The following is a 13,914-nucleotide window of genomic DNA, read 5'->3' as shown; positions in this document are numbered from 1 at the left end:
TTCTTATCGCTCCCTTTAGACGCGACGCTTCTTCGGCGGACGGCACCCATTGTGCGGGATTGGCGTCACGTCGATGATGTTGGTGATCTTGTAGCCCACGTTGTTCAACGAACGCACGGCCGACTCACGGCCCGGACCCGGACCCTTGATACGCACTTCCAGCGACTTCACGCCGTAATCGAGCGCAGCGCGGCCAGCCTTCTCGGCGGCAACCTGGGCAGCGAACGGGGTCGACTTGCGCGAACCACGGAAACCGGCGCCGCCGGACGTAGCCCACGACAGTGCATTGCCCTGGCGATCGGTGATGGTGACGATGGTGTTGTTGAACGAAGCGTGGACGTGAGCGACGCCGTCAGTGATGACGCGCTTGATCTTCTTCTTCGTTTTCTTTTCTGCTGGCTTGGCCATGATCTATCCCTTACTTCCTGATCGCCTTGCGCGGACCCTTGCGGGTGCGGGCGTTGGTACGGGTGCGCTGACCACGCAGCGGGAGACCACGGCGATGACGCAGACCGCGATAGCAGCCCAGGTCCATCAGTCGCTTGATCGCGATACCGATTTCGCGGCGCAGGTCGCCTTCGACGACATACTTGCCGACTTCGGCGCGCAGGCGCTCGATTTCGGGTTCGGACAGATCACGAATCTTCGTGGTCGAGGTAACGCCTGCGGATTCGCAGAGCTTCTTCGAACGGGTACGGCCGATGCCGTAGATGCTTTGCAACCCGACCCAGACGTGCTTCTGGGCTGGCAGGTTGACGCCTGCAATACGCGCCATGACGCGATTCTCCAACTGAGTGATGGCCCGACAGCGCCCAGGCGCCATCCGGCAGGATGGATCAAAAGTGAACTCGGAATTATAGCAAGGCCTCGGATTGCTTTGAAGCCCGTGGAACCAGAGGTTCCATGGACCCGGCGTGGGGAGTGTGCCCTCGCTCCGGCGCCGGACGGTGTTGATCCAGAAAACTGCTCCGAATCGCCTGTGCTACTCCCGCACAGGACCACCCCGTCACACCCGCGCGCGAGACGTCGCGCGAGCCGCCCTTCTGATCGGAAGATCGTGGCCCGGGAACCAGGCCGTCTTCACGCAATGAAGATCTAGTGTACCACTTAACCGCGCGCAAGACCGCCGCGTGACCCACCCTTCAGGTTGGCTTTCTTCAGCAAGCTCTCATACTGGTGCGACATCAAGTGCGCCTGGATCTGCGCAATGAAGTCCATCACCACCACTACCGCGATCAACAGCGAAGTGCCACCGAAGTGGAACGAGGTACCGAGCTGCGTGCGCATGATTTCCGGCAACAGGCAAACGATCACCAGGTACAACGAACCGGCTGCGGTAAGACGCGTCAGCACACCATCGACATAATCAGCGGTCGCCTTGCCAGGACGGATGCCCGGAATCAATGCGCCCGACTTCTTGAGGTTGTCCGCGGTTTCCTGCGAGTTGAACACCAGCGCGGTATAGAAGAACGCAAAACCAATAATCAGCGCAGCGAAAACCAGCATGTGCACCGGCTCACCGGGCCCAAGCGCGTTGGCGATCTTCTGCAGCCACGACCCCACCCCACCCGAGGCCGCCTGGCCCGACCACATCGACAGCGTCGCCGGGAATGCCAGGATGCTGGACGCGAAGATCGGCGGAATCACGCCGGCCATGTTGAGCTTCAGCGGCAGGAACGAGGTCTGATTCATGTACGCATTGCGACCGCCCTGGCGGCGCGCGTAGTTGACCGTGATCCGGCGCTGCCCACGCTCGACAAACACGACGAACAGCGTGAACGCCAGGATCGTGATGACGATCAACAACAGCGAAATAAAGCTCAGATTGCCTTCGCGGAAGGCTTCGACAGTCTGGATGGCCGCCGACGGCAGGCCTGCGACAATACCGGCGAAGATGATCAACGACACACCGTTGCCGATGCCACGCTCGGTGACCTGCTCGCCGACCCACATCAGAAAGATGGTGCCAGCGGTCAACGCGATCACTGCGGTGAGCACGAAGCCCATGCCCGGCGCATAAACCACCGGAGCGCCGCCCGGGGCGGTCTGGTTCTGCAGTGCCAGCGCGATACTGCCGCCCTGCACCACCGCCAGCAACACCGCACCAATGCGCGAATACTGGGTGATCTTGCGTCGGCCCGATTCGCCTTCTTTCTGCATCGCCTTGAGGGCGGGAAAGATATGCGTGGCCAACTGGATCACGATCGATGCCGAGATGTACGGCATCACGTTCAACGCAAAAATACTGAAACGGTGCAGGGCGCCGCCCGAGAACATGTTGAACATGTCCACGATGCCGCCGCCCTGCGCCTGCATCAACGAAAGCATGGCATCGGGATTCACGCCAGGCACCGGCACGTAGCAGCCGATGCGATAGACGATCAATGCCCCGAGGACGAACAGTAGCCGCTGGCGAAGTTCCGTGAACTTGCCGAGCCCGCCACCGAGGTTACCAATGCCAGCCTGCGCCATCTGCCGATTACTCCTCTACGCTGCCGCCGGCAGCTTCGATTGCCGCCTTGGCGCCTGCGGTTGCCGCAACGCCCTTCAGCACGAACTTCTTGCTCAGCTCGCCCTTCAGCACGATCTTCGCCTTCTTGGCGCGGCTCGGCACCAAATTGGCCGTACGCAGCGCTGCGAAATCGACATCACCGGCATCCAGCTTGTCCAGCTGATACGACAGCACTTCTGCAGTATCGCGCGCCATCTTGGAGCGGAAACCGATCTTGGGCAGACGGCGCTGCATCGGGGTCTGGCCGCCTTCGAAGCCGGCCTTGATCTTGCCGCCACCCTTACGAGCGAACGAACCCTTGTGACCGCGACCAGCGGTCTTGCCGAGGCCCGAACCGATACCACGACCGACGCGGGTGCGCTCGGTACGGGCGCCGTCGGCCGGCTTGAGGTCATTAAGACGCAGAGTCATGGGATTACTCCTCAACCTTGACGAGGTAGTGAACCGTATTGATCAGGCCACGCACCTGCGGGCTGTCCTTCAGTTCACGCACATCGTTGAGCTTATTCAGGCCCAACGCACGCACCGACAGGCGGTGACGCGACTGGGTTCCACGCAGGCCACGCACCAGGCGCACCTTCACGGTCTTGTTGGTGTCCTTAGCCATGGTTGAGCTCCTCCACCTTCTTGCCGCGCTTGGCCGCAACGCGTGCCGGCGACTGCACTTCCGACAGACCCTTCAGAGTCGCGCGGACCAGGTTGATCGGATTACGCGAACCGACGGCCTTAGCCAGCACGTTCTTCACGCCAACCGCTTCCAGCACAGCGCGCATGGCGCCGCCCGCGATGACGCCCGTACCTTCCGAAGCCGGCTGCATGTAGACGCGTGCTGCGCCATGGCCCGACTTGACCGCATGCCACAAGGTGCCGTTGTTCAGATCGACAGTGGCCAGGTTCTTGCGCGCCTGTTCCATCGACTTTTGGATGGCGACCGGCACTTCGCGCGCCTTGCCATAGCCGAAACCGACCTTGCCCAGACCATCGCCGACCACGGTCAGCGCGGTGAAGGTGAACTGGCGACCACCCTTGACGGTCTTGCTGACGCGATTGACCGCGACCAGCTTCTCGATCATGCCATCGTCGACTTTCTCTTCGCGGCTACGGTCGCGATCACGACCCCGCGGTGCACGTTCTTCTGCCATCTTGATTCCTTGATTGATTGAGTATGTACGGCTCGAAGCCGCTTATGGTTGTGAAGTGACGCGGTGTTCCCGATGCCGCTGCAAAAGAACGGGTCGGTCCGGCATCTTCCTGCCGGCGGTATCGCGAAGGTGGTCGATGACCACCTTCGCAGCAGTACTTAAAACTGCAGGCCGCCTTCGCGGGCCGCGTCAGCGAGCGCCTTGATGCGGCCGTGGTAACGGTAGCCCGAGCGGTCGAATGCGACCTTCTCGATACCCGCAGCCTTGGCGCGCTCGGCGATCAGCTTGCCGACCTTGGCAGCCGCGTCGCTGTTCTTGCCGTTCTTCAGGCCATCCTTGACGTCGGCCTGCAGGGTGTTCGCAGCAGCGATCACCTTGGAGCCGTCGGCAGTGAAGACCTGCGCATACAGGTGCTGGCCGGTGCGCAGCACCGACAGACGGGCAACGCCCAGCTCACGGATGTGCGCACGGGTGGACTTGGCGCGACGCAGACGGGCGATGTTCTTGTTGATGCTCATGATATTTATCCTACGAAAGCTGAAGGGAAAGCGCGCTCCTGTCAAAAGTCCGCACATGAATGTGCGGGCTCTTGCGAGGGACTCGCCATTAAGCCTTCTTGGCTTCCTTGCGAATGATGACTTCACCGGCGTACTTCACACCCTTGCCCTTGTAGGGCTCCGGCGGACGGAAACCGCGGATCTTGGCGGCGACTTCGCCGACGCGCTGCTTGTCGGCGCCCTGGACCACAATTTCGGTCTGGCTCGGGGTCGACAGCGTGATGCCTTCCGGCGCCACGAACACCAGCGGGTGAGAGAAGCCGAGCGCCAGGCTCAGGTCCTTGCCCTGCATGGCAGCACGGTAACCGACGCCCACCAGCTCGAGCTTGCGCTCGAAGCCTTCGGAGACACCCTTGACCATATTGGCCAGGATGGCGCGCACGGTGCCGGTGAGGGCGATCTGCGACGGATCATTAGCCGACAGCGTGGCAACGTCGCCATCGATGGCGATTTCGACACCAGCCGGCTTAACCAGACTCAATGTGCCCTTCGGACCCTTGACGGTGATCAGCCCAGGCTGGACCTTGAGTTCAACACCCTTCGGGAGGGAGACAGGCTTCTTGGCTACACGGGACATGTTCGATTCCTTCCCTTAGGCCACGAAGCACAGAACTTCACCACCAACGCCGGCTTCGCGAGCCTGCGCATCGGTCATGATGCCCTTCGACGTGGAGATGATGGCGATACCCAGGCCCCCGAGGACCTTGGGCAGCTCGGTCTTGCCGCGGTACTGGCGCAGACCCGAGCGCGAAAAACGCTTCAGGGTCTCGATGACCGGACGGCCTTCGAAATACTTCAGCACGATTTCCAGTTCCGCCTTGTTGTTCTCGGTCTGGGTCACGCGCAGGTCGGTGATGTAACCCTCGTCCTTCAGGACCTGGGCGATCGCAACCTTAATCTTGGACGACGGCAATTTCACCGTCTGCTTACCAACCGCGGCCGCATTCTTGATGCGAACCAGCAGGTCGGCGATGGGATCAGTCATGCTCATGTGAGTACCTTTGAGTGCACCGATATCCGCTTTCGCGAAAATCTTGTGTTTTCCTGGGGACGGGCCAGGACCCTGACGCTATGCCAGGCCCCTACGGGCAAGACAGAAGCGGAAGTATACGACAAAAGAGCCCGACTTGCGTCGGACTCTCCTGTTGAACAGAACCATCCTGTTCAAATCCGGCCGCGGGCGGCCGGAATGCTGTTACCAGCTTGCCTTACGCAGGCCCGGAACGTCGCCGTTCATCGTGGCCTTGCGCAGCATGTTGCGGCCCAGACCGAACTTGCGGTAGACACCGCGCGGACGACCGGACAGCTCGCAACGGTTACGGTGGCGGCTCGGCGACGAATCGCGCGGCAGCTTCTGCAACTTGGTCGATGCATCGATCTTCTCTTCGTAGGACGCATCCTGACTGGAGAGAATCTTCTTCAGCGCATCACGCTTGCCGGCGAATTTCTTCGCCAGCTTTGCACGCTTGATGTCGCGGTGGATCATGGAGGTCTTTGCCATTTCGGATGTCCTCGACGGTCAGTTACGGAACGGGAACTTGAACGCTGCCAGCAGCGCCTTCGCTTCCGCATCCGTCTTGGCGGTGGTGGTGATGGCGATATCCATACCGCGAATCGCATCGACGGCGTCGAAGTCGATTTCGGGGAAGATGATCTGTTCCTTCACACCCATGTTGAAGTTGCCACGACCGTCGAAGGAGCGACCGGACACACCACGGAAGTCGCGCACGCGCGGCAACGAGATGTTGATCAGGCGATCCAGGAACTCGTACATCTTGGCGCGACGCAAGGTGGTCTTGCAGCCGATCGGCCAACCGTCACGGATCTTGAAGGATGCTACCGAAACGCGCGACTTGGTGACCACCGGCTTTTGACCGGAGATCTTGGCCATGTCGGCGACCGCATTTTCCAGGATCTTCTTGTTGGTAGCGGCTTCGCCCACGCCCATGTTAAGCGTGACCTTGACCAGCTTCGGCACTTCCATCGGATTGGTGTAGCCGAACTCCTTCATCAGGGCCGGCACCACGTTGTCCTTGTAAAACTTTTCGAGACGAGTGTTCATGATCTCATTCCTCAGGCGTCGAGCGCCTCACCGCTGGAGCGGAACACACGCAGTTTGCGTCCATCCTCCAGCACCTTGAAGCCAACGCGCTCGCCCTTGCCCGTTGCCGGGTTGACGATATTGACGTTGGAGATATGGATCGACGCTTCACGCTCGACCACGCCGCCGGCAACGCCTGCCTGCGGGTTCGGCTTGGTGTGGCGCTTGATGACGTTGGCGTTGGAGACGATCACGCGATCGCCGTCCACACGCACCACTTCACCCTGCTTACCCTTGTCCTTGCCGGTGTTGATGACGACCTGGTCGCCCTTCTTGATACGGTTAGCCATGTGTATGTCCTCCGCTCACAGCACTTCGGGAGCGAGCGAGACGATCTTCATGAACTTCTCGGAACGCAGCTCGCGCGTCACCGGCCCGAAGATGCGGGTCCCGATCGGCTCCTGCTTATTGTTCAACAGCACAGCGGCGTTGCCATCGAAGCGGATCAGCGAACCGTCGGGACGGCGCACACCCTTGCGGGTACGCACCACGACGGCGTCGTAGACTTCGCCTTTCTTGACCTTGCCACGCGGAATGGCGTCCTTGACGGTCACCTTGATGATGTCACCAATATGTGCGTAACGGCGCTTGGAGCCGCCCAGCACCTTGATGCACATCACTTCCTTGGCACCCGAATTGTCGGCGACATCGAGGTAGCTCTGCATCTGGATCATGATTCAGATCTCCCTTATTCGGCCGAACGGGTGACGATTTCCACCACCCGCCAGTTCTTGGTCTTGGACATCGGAGCAATCTCGGTCACACGCACGACGTCGCCTTCGTTGCAGGCATTGTCGGCGTCGTGCGCGTGCAGCTTGGTCGAACGCTTGATGTACTTGCCGTACAGAGCATGCTTGACCTGGCGCTCCACCAACACGGTGACCGTCTTGTCCATCTTGTTGCTGACGACACGGCCTTTGACCGTGCGCAGCGTTTGCTTTTCGTTATTGTCGCTCATCGCGGCCGTCCTTACTTGGTGCTGCCGAGCAGGTGCTTGACGCGAGCAATCTCGCGGCGCACCCGGCGGGTTTCGTGGGTCTTCGGCAGCTGGCCGGTGACCTGCTGCATACGGAGCGAGAACTGCTCCTTACGCAGATCGGTCAGGTGGGCCTTCAATTCGTCAGCCGACTTCTCGCGGAGTTGTTTGATATCCATCAGCGCACCGTCCGGGTCACGAAAGTGGTGGTCACCGAGAGCTTGGCAGCGGCAAGGCGGAACGCCTCGCGTGCGGTCTCTTCGGGGATTCCCTCGATTTCATAGATCATGAGGCCCGGCTGAATCTGCGCGACCCAGTACTCCACGTTGCCCTTACCGGAGCCCATGCGGACTTCGATCGGCTTCTTGGTGATCGGCTTGTCGGGGAACACACGGATCCACATCTTGCCGCCCTTCTTGACGTGGCGGCTGATCGTGCGGCGTGCCGCTTCAATCTGGCGTGCGGTCAGCTGACCGTGCGCCGTGGCCTTGAGGCCGTACTCGCCGAAGCTGACGGCGTTTCCGCTCCATGCCAGGCCGTCGTTACGGCCCTTGTGCATCTTGCGATATTTGGTTCGCTTGGGTTGCAACATTGCCGTTACCTCGCTTCACGAGCCGGGCGCGACGGGCGGTCACCACGGTCGCCGCGATCGTTACGATCGTTGCGCGGGCTGTCGTCCTGCTTTTCCTGGCCAACCTGAGAGAAGTCGAAGACTTCGCCCTTATAGATCCAGACCTTGATACCGATGATGCCGTACGTCGTGGACGCCTCGGCAAAACCGTAATCAATGTCGGCACGTAGCGTGTGCAGCGGCACGCGGCCTTCGCGGTACCACTCCGAACGGGCGATTTCTGCACCGTTGAGGCGGCCAGCCACATTGACCTTGATGCCCAAGGCACCCAGGCGCATCGCGTTACCGACCGAGCGCTTCATTGCACGGCGGAACATGATGCGACGCTCAAGCTGCTGCGCGATCGACTCGGCGACCAGCTGCGCGTCCAGCTCCGGCTTGCGCACTTCGGTGACGTTGATGTGCGCCGGAACGCCCATCAGCTCGCTCACTTCCTTGCGCAGCTTTTCGATGTCCTCGCCACGCTTGCCAATCACCACACCCGGACGGGCGGTGTGAATGGTCACGCGGGCGGTTTTGGCAGGGCGCTCGATCAAGATCTTGCTGACACCTGCCTGCGCGAGCTTCTTGCGCAGCATTTCACGCACTTTCAGGTCGGCTGCCAGATAGGAGGCGAACTCGGCCTTGTTTGCGTACCACTTGGAATTCCAGTCCTTAGCGATGCCGAGGCGGATTCCAGTCGGATGAACTTTATGACCCATGGTCTTTTCCTTTCCGCTTACTTGGCGGCGCCCACAACCACAGTGATGTGGCTGGTGCGCTTGAGGATGCGGGTACCGCGGCCTTTCGCCCGCGCCATGAAACGCTTCAGGGAGGGACCTTCATCAACCATGATGGTCTTGACTTTCAGCTCGTCGACATCCGCGCCCTGATTGTTCTCGGCATTGGCGATCGCCGACTCCACCACCTTCTTGATCAGGTGTGCAGCCTTCTTGTCCGAGAACTTCAGCAGATTGACCGCACGCTCGGCGGACAAACCACGCACCTGGTCAGCGACCAGGCGGGCCTTCTGCGGGGAGATGCGCGCGGTGCGCAGGATTGCTTTCGCTTCCATCGTCATCTCTCCTTACCTGCCCGACTTCTTGTCGCCACCGTGACCCTTGAAGGTCCGGGTGACGGCAAATTCGCCGAGCTTGTGGCCGACCATATTCTCGTTGACGAGCACCGGAATATGGTTCTTGCCGTTGTGCACGGCGATGGTGATGCCTACCATTTCAGGCAGGATCATCGAACGGCGCGACCAGGTCTTGATCGGCTTCTTGCTACCCGCAGCGGACTCCACCTTCTTTGCAAGGTGGTGATCGACGAACGGGCCCTTCTTAAGTGAACGTGCCATGGTCGATTAGCCCCTACGATCGCGGACGATGAACTGCTGGGTGCGCTTGTTCTTGCGCGTCTTGTAACCCTTGGTCGGAACACCCCACGGGGTGACCGGATGCGGATTACCCTGACCAGCCTTCGCTTCACCACCACCGTGCGGGTGATCGACCGGGTTCATGGCCGCACCGCGAACGGTCGGGCGAACACCGCGCCAACGCTTGGCGCCCGCCTTGCCCAACTTCTCGAGGTTATGCTCGTCGTTGCCGACTTCGCCGATGGTGGCGCGGCACTCGACCGGCACCTTGCGCATTTCGCCCGAGCGCAGACGCAGCGTGGCATAGATGCCTTCGCGAGCGACCAGCTGGACGGCTGCACCGGCAGCACGTGCGATCTGAGCGCCCTTACCCGGCTTCAGCTCGATACCGTGAACCGTCGTACCGACCGTGATGTTGCGCAGCGGCAGCGTGTTGCCGGTCTTGATCGGCGCATTGGCACCGGCAATGACCTGGTCGCCAACCTTCAGGCCCTTCGGGGCGATAATGTAGCGGCGTTCGCCGTCGACATAGCACAGCAGGGCGATATGAGCGGTACGGTTCGGATCGTATTCGATCCGCTCCACACGCGCCGGAATGCCTTCCTTGTTGCGCTTGAAGTCGATGATGCGGTAGTGCTGCTTATGACCACCACCGACATGACGCACGGTGATGCGGCCATGGTGGTTACGACCACCGGACTTGCTCTGCGAATCGAGCAGCGCCGCATGCGGTGCGCCCTTGTGCAGATCGGGAGTAACCACGCGCACGGCGGAACGACGGCCGGGAGAGGTGGGTTTGAACTTCATCAATGGCATGGGATGGACCTCAGGCCTTGGCCGTTACGTCGATGGACTGACCATCGACCAGGCGGACGTACGCCTTGCGCCAATTGCCACGGTTGCCAGCACGGTTACGGAAGGACTTGCTCTTGCCCTTGACGTTGACCACGTTGACGGCCTTGACCTTGACGTCGAACAACTGCTCAACCGCGGCCTTTACATCGGCCTTGGTGGCTTCGTTCGAAACTTCGAAGACATACTGGTTGGAAATTTCCTGCAGGCGCGCGGTCTTTTCGGAGACTCGCGGAGCACGCAGCACGCTGAAGATTTTTTCGTTGCTGCTCATGCCAGCCACTCCTCGACCTTCTTGACCGCATCGGCGGTGATCACGACCGTATCGGCCCCGACCAGAGCGACCGGATCCAGGCCCTGCACGTCACGCACCTGCACATACGGCAGGTTGCGAGCGGACAGATACAGGTGCTCGGAAGCCTCTTCGGTGACGATCAGCGGGCGCTTGCCCACTTCCAGGCCCTTGAGCTTTTCGATCAGGCCCTTGGTCTTGGTCGCTTCGAGGTCGAACGCGTCGACGATCATCAGACGACCCTGACGGTTCAGCTCGGAAAAAATCGCGCAGATGGCCGCACGGTACATCTTGCGGTTGACCTTCTGCTCGAAGCTGCGCGGCTTGGCCGCGAAGGTCACGCCGCCGCCGACGAAGATCGGAGCCGTCAGCGCGCCATGACGCGCACCGCCGCCCTTCTGCTTCTTGGACTTCTTGGTCGTGCCCGCAACTTCCGAACGCGTCTTCTGTGCCTTGGTACCGGCGCGACCGGCGTTGCGATAAGCGACGACGACCTGGTGAACCAGATCTTCGCTGAATTCGCGACCGAACACGGCATCGGAGACCGAGACCTTGTTGTTGCTACCCGTGATAACGAGTTCCATCGTCATCTCTCCTTATGCCTTGCTCGCCGGACGGACGATCACGTCACCACCAGCTGCGCCAGGCACGGCGCCGCGGATAGCAATCAGACCACGCTCGACGTCGACCTTGACCACTTCCAGGTTCTGCGTGCTTTGCTGCACGGCGCCCATGTGGCCCGACATCTTCTTGCCCGGGAAAACGCGGCCCGGGGTCTGGCGCTGACCCAGCGAACCCGGCGCGCGATGCGACAGCGAGTTACCGTGGGTTGCATCGCCCATACGGAAGTTGTAGCGCTTAATGGTGCCCTGGAAACCCTTACCCTTGGTGACGCCCTGGACGTCAACCTTCTGGCCGACCTCGAAAATGTCCGCCTTGATTTCGCCACCGACGGCGAAATCGCCGAGCTGGGCATCTTCAACACGGAATTCCCACAGGCCGCGACCCGCTTCCACCTTCGCCTTCGCGAAGTGGCCAGCAGCCGGCTTGTTGACCAGCGCGGCACGACGGGCGCCAACGGTGACCTGCACGGCGCTGTAGCCGTCAACTTCGACGGTCTTGATCTGCGCGATGCGGTTCGGAGTTGCTTCGATCAGCGTGACCGGTACCGAGCGACCGTCTTCAGTGAAGACGCGGCTCATACCAGCCTTGCGGCCCACGAAGCCCAACGAATATTTCTTCGTCATGGTCGTAGTCCTCAGGTCAGCTTGATCTGGACGTCGACGCCAGCCGCGAGTTCGAGCTTCATCAGCGCGTCCACGGTCTTGTCGTTCGGGTCGACGATATCGAGCACACGCTTGTGCGTGCGGGTTTCGTATTGGTCACGCGCATCTTTGTCAGCGTGCGGGGACACGAGGATGGTGTAACGTTCGATCTTGGTCGGCAACGGGATCGGGCCACGCACTTGCGCGCCGGTCCGCTTAGCCGTTTCGACGATCTCGCTGGCCGAACGGTCGATCAAACGATGATCGAACGCCTTCAACCGAATCCGGATCTTTTGTTCCGACATGACGGAAGCTTCCTTCGTTAAAAGAGCGACGGGCAAGGCCTCTGGGATACCTGCCCCGATATTCCTGACGTTGATGAAATCGCCGCGCATCCTGCTGGCGAGGGCATTTCCTCCGCCCAAAAACTGAGGCAGCCCGGTAACCCGGCCTGCCCAGACGGAGAAGTATAATGCGCAACAAGAGCACGGTCAACAACGCGTGAGTTGTTGAGTGCTCCATGCAACGCGACCTTCCCGGTCTGGCGAACACGAGCGGCATCCTGCCGTTCTTTTCGCTGTAACTCAGCGCCCTACCCAGGGACACCGAGCCGCGCATTGTAGTGGCTCGCCTCGATGTCTGCAAGCGCACTGTTCTGCTCCCGAGTGAGTCCCTTCGCGACTCTGGGGACATGAACCCGTTCCGGACGCCACCTTGCCGTGGCACCCGTCCCGGACTGGCCAGAATTCAGGGCCGGGGCGCAGACACGGCGGCATGGACAACGACTGAACTCCCTGTCGTAGCCGGCGCCCTGTCGTGAGCGTGTGCAGAATTTTGTGTAACCGTGGTTTGGGTTACCGCTGAGGAAGTCGCCCCTCGAACTGGATCGTAAAGCGGTTCAGCGCAGCCTTCCAGTCGCGGATCGGCAGCGTCCATTTCTTGGTGATGTTGCGCAGAGCCAGGTAGAACAGTTTCATCAAGGCTTCGTCGCTGGGGAACGCGCCGCGGTTCTTGGTCAGCTTGCGCAGGCTCATGTTGACCGACTCGATGGCTTGGTCGTATAGATCACCTTGCGGATCTCCGGTGGGTAGTCGAAGAACGGGATCAGTCGTGACCAATTGCGCCGCCATGACTGGCTGATGGGCGGGTACTGGGCGTCCCACTTGGCCTCGAACTCGGTCAGTGCCTGCTCGGCCTCCTCGACGGTGGCGCAGGCGTAAATGCGCTTGAGATCGGCGGCAACCTCGGCGCGGCGTTTCCACGAGACGTAGTTCAGGCTGTGCCGCACCATGTGCACGATGCACAGCTGCACGGTGGTCTGCGGGAACACCGCCTCGATCGCCTCGGGAAACCCCTTCAGGCCATCGACGCAGGCAATGAAGATGTCCTGCACCCCGCGGTTGCGTAGCTCCGTCACGACTTGCAGCCAAAACTTGGCACCCTCGGCCTGCGCCAGCCATAGGCCCAGCACTTCCTTCTCGCCGCCCATGGTGATGCCGATGGCCAGGTACACCGCCTTGACCCGCACCGCGCCCTCGCGCACTTTGACGTGGATGCAGTCCAGATAGACGATCGGATAGACCGGATCCAGTGGCCGCGCCTGCCACGCCTTGACCTCCTCGACGACCGCATCGGTGACTGAGGAAATCAGACTCGGCGACACCTCGGTGCCGTACATCTCCTCCAGGTGCGACTGGATCTCGCGCACGGTCATGCCGCGCGCGTACAACGACAAGATCTTGTCATCGAAGCCGGCCCAGCGGGTCTGGTGCTTGGGGATCAGCTGTGGCGCGAAGCTGCCGTGGCGATCACGCGGAATCTCGATCGGCAGCTCGCCGAACTCGCCCTTGAGCGTCTTGCGGCTGCGTCCGTTGCGCGTGTTGCCGGCCGCGTTGGCGACCGGCTCATGCTTGTCATGACCGAGGTGTTCGGTCATCTCCGCGTCCAGCGCCCGCTCCACCAACCGCTTGGTCAGCTGCTTGAGCAGGCCGTTCTCGCCGATCAGATCCTCGGGTTTGGTGTAGTTGACCAACAGGCTGCTAAGCAGCTCGTCGGGTACCTCATGTGTGCGTGGGCTCATGGTGTCTCCGGGTTAGGTGGCAGTCTCCTGCCTGTGGCCCGGTTACACAAAATCTAGGACACGCCCCTGGCGCCGCGAATACAACGAGGAGCGACCCAAGAAAGCAATTGGCGGCATGACGCCCTCCGCGTATGCCCAACAGTTGGCCAACG

At 61.1% G+C, this 13,914-nt stretch carries 24 protein-coding genes and 1 pseudogene; all 25 read right to left on the bottom strand.

All coding sequences use genetic code 11. The features are described from left to right. Positions 1–15: 15 nt before the first annotated feature. The 25 genes and pseudogenes from rpsK to ACCQ00_RS05075 all read right to left on the bottom strand — a co-directional run bounded on the left by rpsK (position 16) and on the right by ACCQ00_RS05075 (position 13,762). A complete protein-coding gene (gene rpsK / locus ACCQ00_RS05195; protein WP_003486671.1) occupies positions 16–408 on the bottom strand; it encodes a 30S ribosomal protein S11 in 393 nt (130 codons plus the stop codon). Positions 409–418: 10 nt separating this feature from the next. After that, positions 419–775: a 30S ribosomal protein S13 gene (gene rpsM / locus ACCQ00_RS05190; RefSeq protein WP_003486672.1), complete on the bottom strand. Its 357-nt coding sequence runs from the start codon at positions 773–775 to the stop codon at positions 419–421. A 332-nt stretch (positions 776–1,107) separates the two neighbouring features. Continuing rightward, positions 1,108–2,472 (bottom strand): preprotein translocase subunit SecY, encoded by a 1,365-nt coding sequence (gene secY, locus ACCQ00_RS05185; protein ID WP_008571664.1) that lies wholly within the window; start codon positions 2,470–2,472, stop codon positions 1,108–1,110. Positions 2,473–2,479: 7 nt separating this feature from the next. Next, positions 2,480–2,923 (bottom strand): 50S ribosomal protein L15, encoded by a 444-nt coding sequence (gene rplO / locus ACCQ00_RS05180; protein ID WP_039574339.1) that lies wholly within the window; start codon positions 2,921–2,923, stop codon positions 2,480–2,482. Positions 2,924–2,927: 4 nt separating this feature from the next. Continuing rightward, a complete protein-coding gene (rpmD, locus tag ACCQ00_RS05175; RefSeq protein WP_003486678.1) occupies positions 2,928–3,119 on the bottom strand; it encodes a 50S ribosomal protein L30 in 192 nt (63 codons plus the stop codon). Next, positions 3,112–3,654, bottom strand: a complete 543-nt coding sequence (rpsE, locus tag ACCQ00_RS05170) for a 30S ribosomal protein S5 (RefSeq protein WP_039574341.1) — start codon at positions 3,652–3,654, stop codon at positions 3,112–3,114. The genes rpmD and rpsE overlap by 8 nt, the downstream gene beginning before the upstream one ends. Positions 3,655–3,812: 158 nt before the next feature. Continuing rightward, positions 3,813–4,172: a 50S ribosomal protein L18 gene (gene rplR, locus ACCQ00_RS05165; RefSeq protein ID WP_003486684.1), complete on the bottom strand. Its 360-nt coding sequence runs from the start codon at positions 4,170–4,172 to the stop codon at positions 3,813–3,815. Between the two features lie 88 nt (positions 4,173–4,260). Beyond that, positions 4,261–4,788, bottom strand: a complete 528-nt coding sequence (gene rplF / locus ACCQ00_RS05160; RefSeq protein ID WP_022558412.1) for a 50S ribosomal protein L6 — start codon at positions 4,786–4,788, stop codon at positions 4,261–4,263. 15 nt (positions 4,789–4,803) lie between these two features. Then, positions 4,804–5,202 (bottom strand): 30S ribosomal protein S8, encoded by a 399-nt coding sequence (gene rpsH, locus ACCQ00_RS05155; protein ID WP_003486688.1) that lies wholly within the window; start codon positions 5,200–5,202, stop codon positions 4,804–4,806. A 204-nt stretch (positions 5,203–5,406) separates the two neighbouring features. Beyond that, positions 5,407–5,712, bottom strand: coding sequence for a 30S ribosomal protein S14 (gene rpsN, locus ACCQ00_RS05150; RefSeq protein WP_005917137.1), 306 nt, complete (start codon positions 5,710–5,712; stop codon positions 5,407–5,409). A gap of 18 nt (positions 5,713–5,730) precedes the next feature. After that, the gene (gene rplE, locus ACCQ00_RS05145) at positions 5,731–6,273 is read right to left on the bottom strand and encodes a 50S ribosomal protein L5 (protein WP_003486694.1); all 543 of its coding nucleotides are present in this window, start codon (positions 6,271–6,273) and stop codon (positions 5,731–5,733) included. Positions 6,274–6,284: 11 nt separating this feature from the next. After that, a complete protein-coding gene (rplX, locus tag ACCQ00_RS05140) occupies positions 6,285–6,602 on the bottom strand; it encodes a 50S ribosomal protein L24 (protein ID WP_003486696.1) in 318 nt (105 codons plus the stop codon). Positions 6,603–6,617: 15 nt separating this feature from the next. Continuing rightward, complete coding sequence (gene rplN / locus ACCQ00_RS05135) at positions 6,618–6,986, bottom strand: 50S ribosomal protein L14 (protein ID WP_003486699.1); 369 nt, start codon at positions 6,984–6,986, stop codon at positions 6,618–6,620. A gap of 14 nt (positions 6,987–7,000) precedes the next feature. Then, complete coding sequence (gene rpsQ / locus ACCQ00_RS05130; protein ID WP_372354076.1) at positions 7,001–7,270, bottom strand: 30S ribosomal protein S17; 270 nt, start codon at positions 7,268–7,270, stop codon at positions 7,001–7,003. Between the two features lie 11 nt (positions 7,271–7,281). After that, positions 7,282–7,467: a 50S ribosomal protein L29 gene (rpmC, locus tag ACCQ00_RS05125; RefSeq protein WP_003486703.1), complete on the bottom strand. Its 186-nt coding sequence runs from the start codon at positions 7,465–7,467 to the stop codon at positions 7,282–7,284. Next, positions 7,467–7,880, bottom strand: coding sequence for a 50S ribosomal protein L16 (rplP, locus tag ACCQ00_RS05120; RefSeq protein WP_039574347.1), 414 nt, complete (start codon positions 7,878–7,880; stop codon positions 7,467–7,469). Before rplP ends, rpmC begins: the two co-directional genes overlap by 1 nt. A gap of 5 nt (positions 7,881–7,885) precedes the next feature. Beyond that, positions 7,886–8,620, bottom strand: a complete 735-nt coding sequence (gene rpsC, locus ACCQ00_RS05115) for a 30S ribosomal protein S3 (protein WP_003486708.1) — start codon at positions 8,618–8,620, stop codon at positions 7,886–7,888. Positions 8,621–8,637: 17 nt separating this feature from the next. Continuing rightward, complete coding sequence (gene rplV, locus ACCQ00_RS05110; protein ID WP_003486710.1) at positions 8,638–8,973, bottom strand: 50S ribosomal protein L22; 336 nt, start codon at positions 8,971–8,973, stop codon at positions 8,638–8,640. 12 nt (positions 8,974–8,985) lie between these two features. Then, positions 8,986–9,255 (bottom strand): 30S ribosomal protein S19, encoded by a 270-nt coding sequence (rpsS, locus tag ACCQ00_RS05105; RefSeq protein WP_005917128.1) that lies wholly within the window; start codon positions 9,253–9,255, stop codon positions 8,986–8,988. 6 nt (positions 9,256–9,261) lie between these two features. Further along, positions 9,262–10,089: a 50S ribosomal protein L2 gene (gene rplB / locus ACCQ00_RS05100; protein ID WP_372354075.1), complete on the bottom strand. Its 828-nt coding sequence runs from the start codon at positions 10,087–10,089 to the stop codon at positions 9,262–9,264. A gap of 10 nt (positions 10,090–10,099) precedes the next feature. Continuing rightward, positions 10,100–10,399, bottom strand: coding sequence for a 50S ribosomal protein L23 (gene rplW / locus ACCQ00_RS05095; protein ID WP_003486717.1), 300 nt, complete (start codon positions 10,397–10,399; stop codon positions 10,100–10,102). Beyond that, the gene (gene rplD / locus ACCQ00_RS05090; RefSeq protein ID WP_005917124.1) at positions 10,396–11,001 is read right to left on the bottom strand and encodes a 50S ribosomal protein L4; all 606 of its coding nucleotides are present in this window, start codon (positions 10,999–11,001) and stop codon (positions 10,396–10,398) included. The genes rplW and rplD overlap by 4 nt, the downstream gene beginning before the upstream one ends. A 12-nt stretch (positions 11,002–11,013) precedes the next feature. Continuing rightward, on the bottom strand, positions 11,014–11,664 hold the full coding sequence (gene rplC / locus ACCQ00_RS05085) for a 50S ribosomal protein L3 (RefSeq protein WP_005917121.1): 651 nt from the start codon (positions 11,662–11,664) through the stop codon (positions 11,014–11,016). Positions 11,665–11,675: 11 nt separating this feature from the next. Continuing rightward, positions 11,676–11,987 carry a 30S ribosomal protein S10 gene (gene rpsJ / locus ACCQ00_RS05080; protein WP_003486723.1) on the bottom strand — a complete coding sequence of 104 codons (312 nt, stop codon included), beginning with the start codon at positions 11,985–11,987 and terminating at the stop codon, positions 11,676–11,678. 549 nt (positions 11,988–12,536) lie between these two features. Continuing rightward, positions 12,537–13,762, bottom strand: a pseudogene (locus ACCQ00_RS05075) (IS256-like element ISXax1 family transposase). Positions 13,763–13,914 lie beyond the last annotated feature (152 nt).

The organism is Xanthomonas sp. NCPPB 3761 (genome assembly GCF_041475705.2).
Lineage (GTDB): Bacteria > Pseudomonadota > Gammaproteobacteria > Xanthomonadales > Xanthomonadaceae > Xanthomonas > Xanthomonas phaseoli.
Note: the sequence above shows the minus strand (reverse complement) of the source record. Positions and strands in the feature narration are given on the sequence as shown.

Bases quoted from the DNA above. Each gene is read 5' to 3' on its own strand.
- rpsK (WP_003486671.1), bottom strand. From the start codon at position 408: ATGGCCAAGCCAGCAGAAAAGAAAACGAAGAAGAAGATCAAGCGCGTC.
- rpsM (WP_003486672.1), bottom strand. From the start codon at position 775: ATGGCGCGTATTGCAGGCGTCAACCTGCCAGCCCAGAAGCACGTCTGG.
- secY (WP_008571664.1), bottom strand. From the start codon at position 2,472: ATGGCGCAGGCTGGCATTGGTAACCTCGGTGGCGGGCTCGGCAAGTTC.
- rplO (WP_039574339.1), bottom strand. From the start codon at position 2,923: ATGACTCTGCGTCTTAATGACCTCAAGCCGGCCGACGGCGCCCGTACC.
- rpmD (WP_003486678.1), bottom strand. From the start codon at position 3,119: ATGGCTAAGGACACCAACAAGACCGTGAAGGTGCGCCTGGTGCGTGGC.
- rpsE (WP_039574341.1), bottom strand. From the start codon at position 3,654: ATGGCAGAAGAACGTGCACCGCGGGGTCGTGATCGCGACCGTAGCCGC.
- rplR (WP_003486684.1), bottom strand. From the start codon at position 4,172: ATGAGCATCAACAAGAACATCGCCCGTCTGCGTCGCGCCAAGTCCACC.
- rplF (WP_022558412.1), bottom strand. From the start codon at position 4,788: ATGTCCCGTGTAGCCAAGAAGCCTGTCTCCCTCCCGAAGGGTGTTGAA.
- rpsH (WP_003486688.1), bottom strand. From the start codon at position 5,202: ATGAGCATGACTGATCCCATCGCCGACCTGCTGGTTCGCATCAAGAAT.
- rpsN (WP_005917137.1), bottom strand. From the start codon at position 5,712: ATGGCAAAGACCTCCATGATCCACCGCGACATCAAGCGTGCAAAGCTG.
- rplE (WP_003486694.1), bottom strand. From the start codon at position 6,273: ATGAACACTCGTCTCGAAAAGTTTTACAAGGACAACGTGGTGCCGGCC.
- rplX (WP_003486696.1), bottom strand. From the start codon at position 6,602: ATGGCTAACCGTATCAAGAAGGGCGACCAGGTCGTCATCAACACCGGC.
- rplN (WP_003486699.1), bottom strand. From the start codon at position 6,986: ATGATCCAGATGCAGAGCTACCTCGATGTCGCCGACAATTCGGGTGCC.
- rpsQ (WP_372354076.1), bottom strand. From the start codon at position 7,270: ATGAGCGACAATAACGAAAAGCAAACGCTGCGCACGGTCAAAGGCCGT.
- rpmC (WP_003486703.1), bottom strand. From the start codon at position 7,467: ATGGATATCAAACAACTCCGCGAGAAGTCGGCTGACGAATTGAAGGCC.
- rplP (WP_039574347.1), bottom strand. From the start codon at position 7,880: ATGTTGCAACCCAAGCGAACCAAATATCGCAAGATGCACAAGGGCCGT.
- rpsC (WP_003486708.1), bottom strand. From the start codon at position 8,620: ATGGGTCATAAAGTTCATCCGACTGGAATCCGCCTCGGCATCGCTAAG.
- rplV (WP_003486710.1), bottom strand. From the start codon at position 8,973: ATGGAAGCGAAAGCAATCCTGCGCACCGCGCGCATCTCCCCGCAGAAG.
- rpsS (WP_005917128.1), bottom strand. From the start codon at position 9,255: ATGGCACGTTCACTTAAGAAGGGCCCGTTCGTCGATCACCACCTTGCA.
- rplB (WP_372354075.1), bottom strand. From the start codon at position 10,089: ATGCCATTGATGAAGTTCAAACCCACCTCTCCCGGCCGTCGTTCCGCC.
- rplW (WP_003486717.1), bottom strand. From the start codon at position 10,399: ATGAGCAGCAACGAAAAAATCTTCAGCGTGCTGCGTGCTCCGCGAGTC.
- rplD (WP_005917124.1), bottom strand. From the start codon at position 11,001: ATGGAACTCGTTATCACGGGTAGCAACAACAAGGTCTCGGTCTCCGAT.
- rplC (WP_005917121.1), bottom strand. From the start codon at position 11,664: ATGACGAAGAAATATTCGTTGGGCTTCGTGGGCCGCAAGGCTGGTATG.
- rpsJ (WP_003486723.1), bottom strand. From the start codon at position 11,987: ATGTCGGAACAAAAGATCCGGATTCGGTTGAAGGCGTTCGATCATCGT.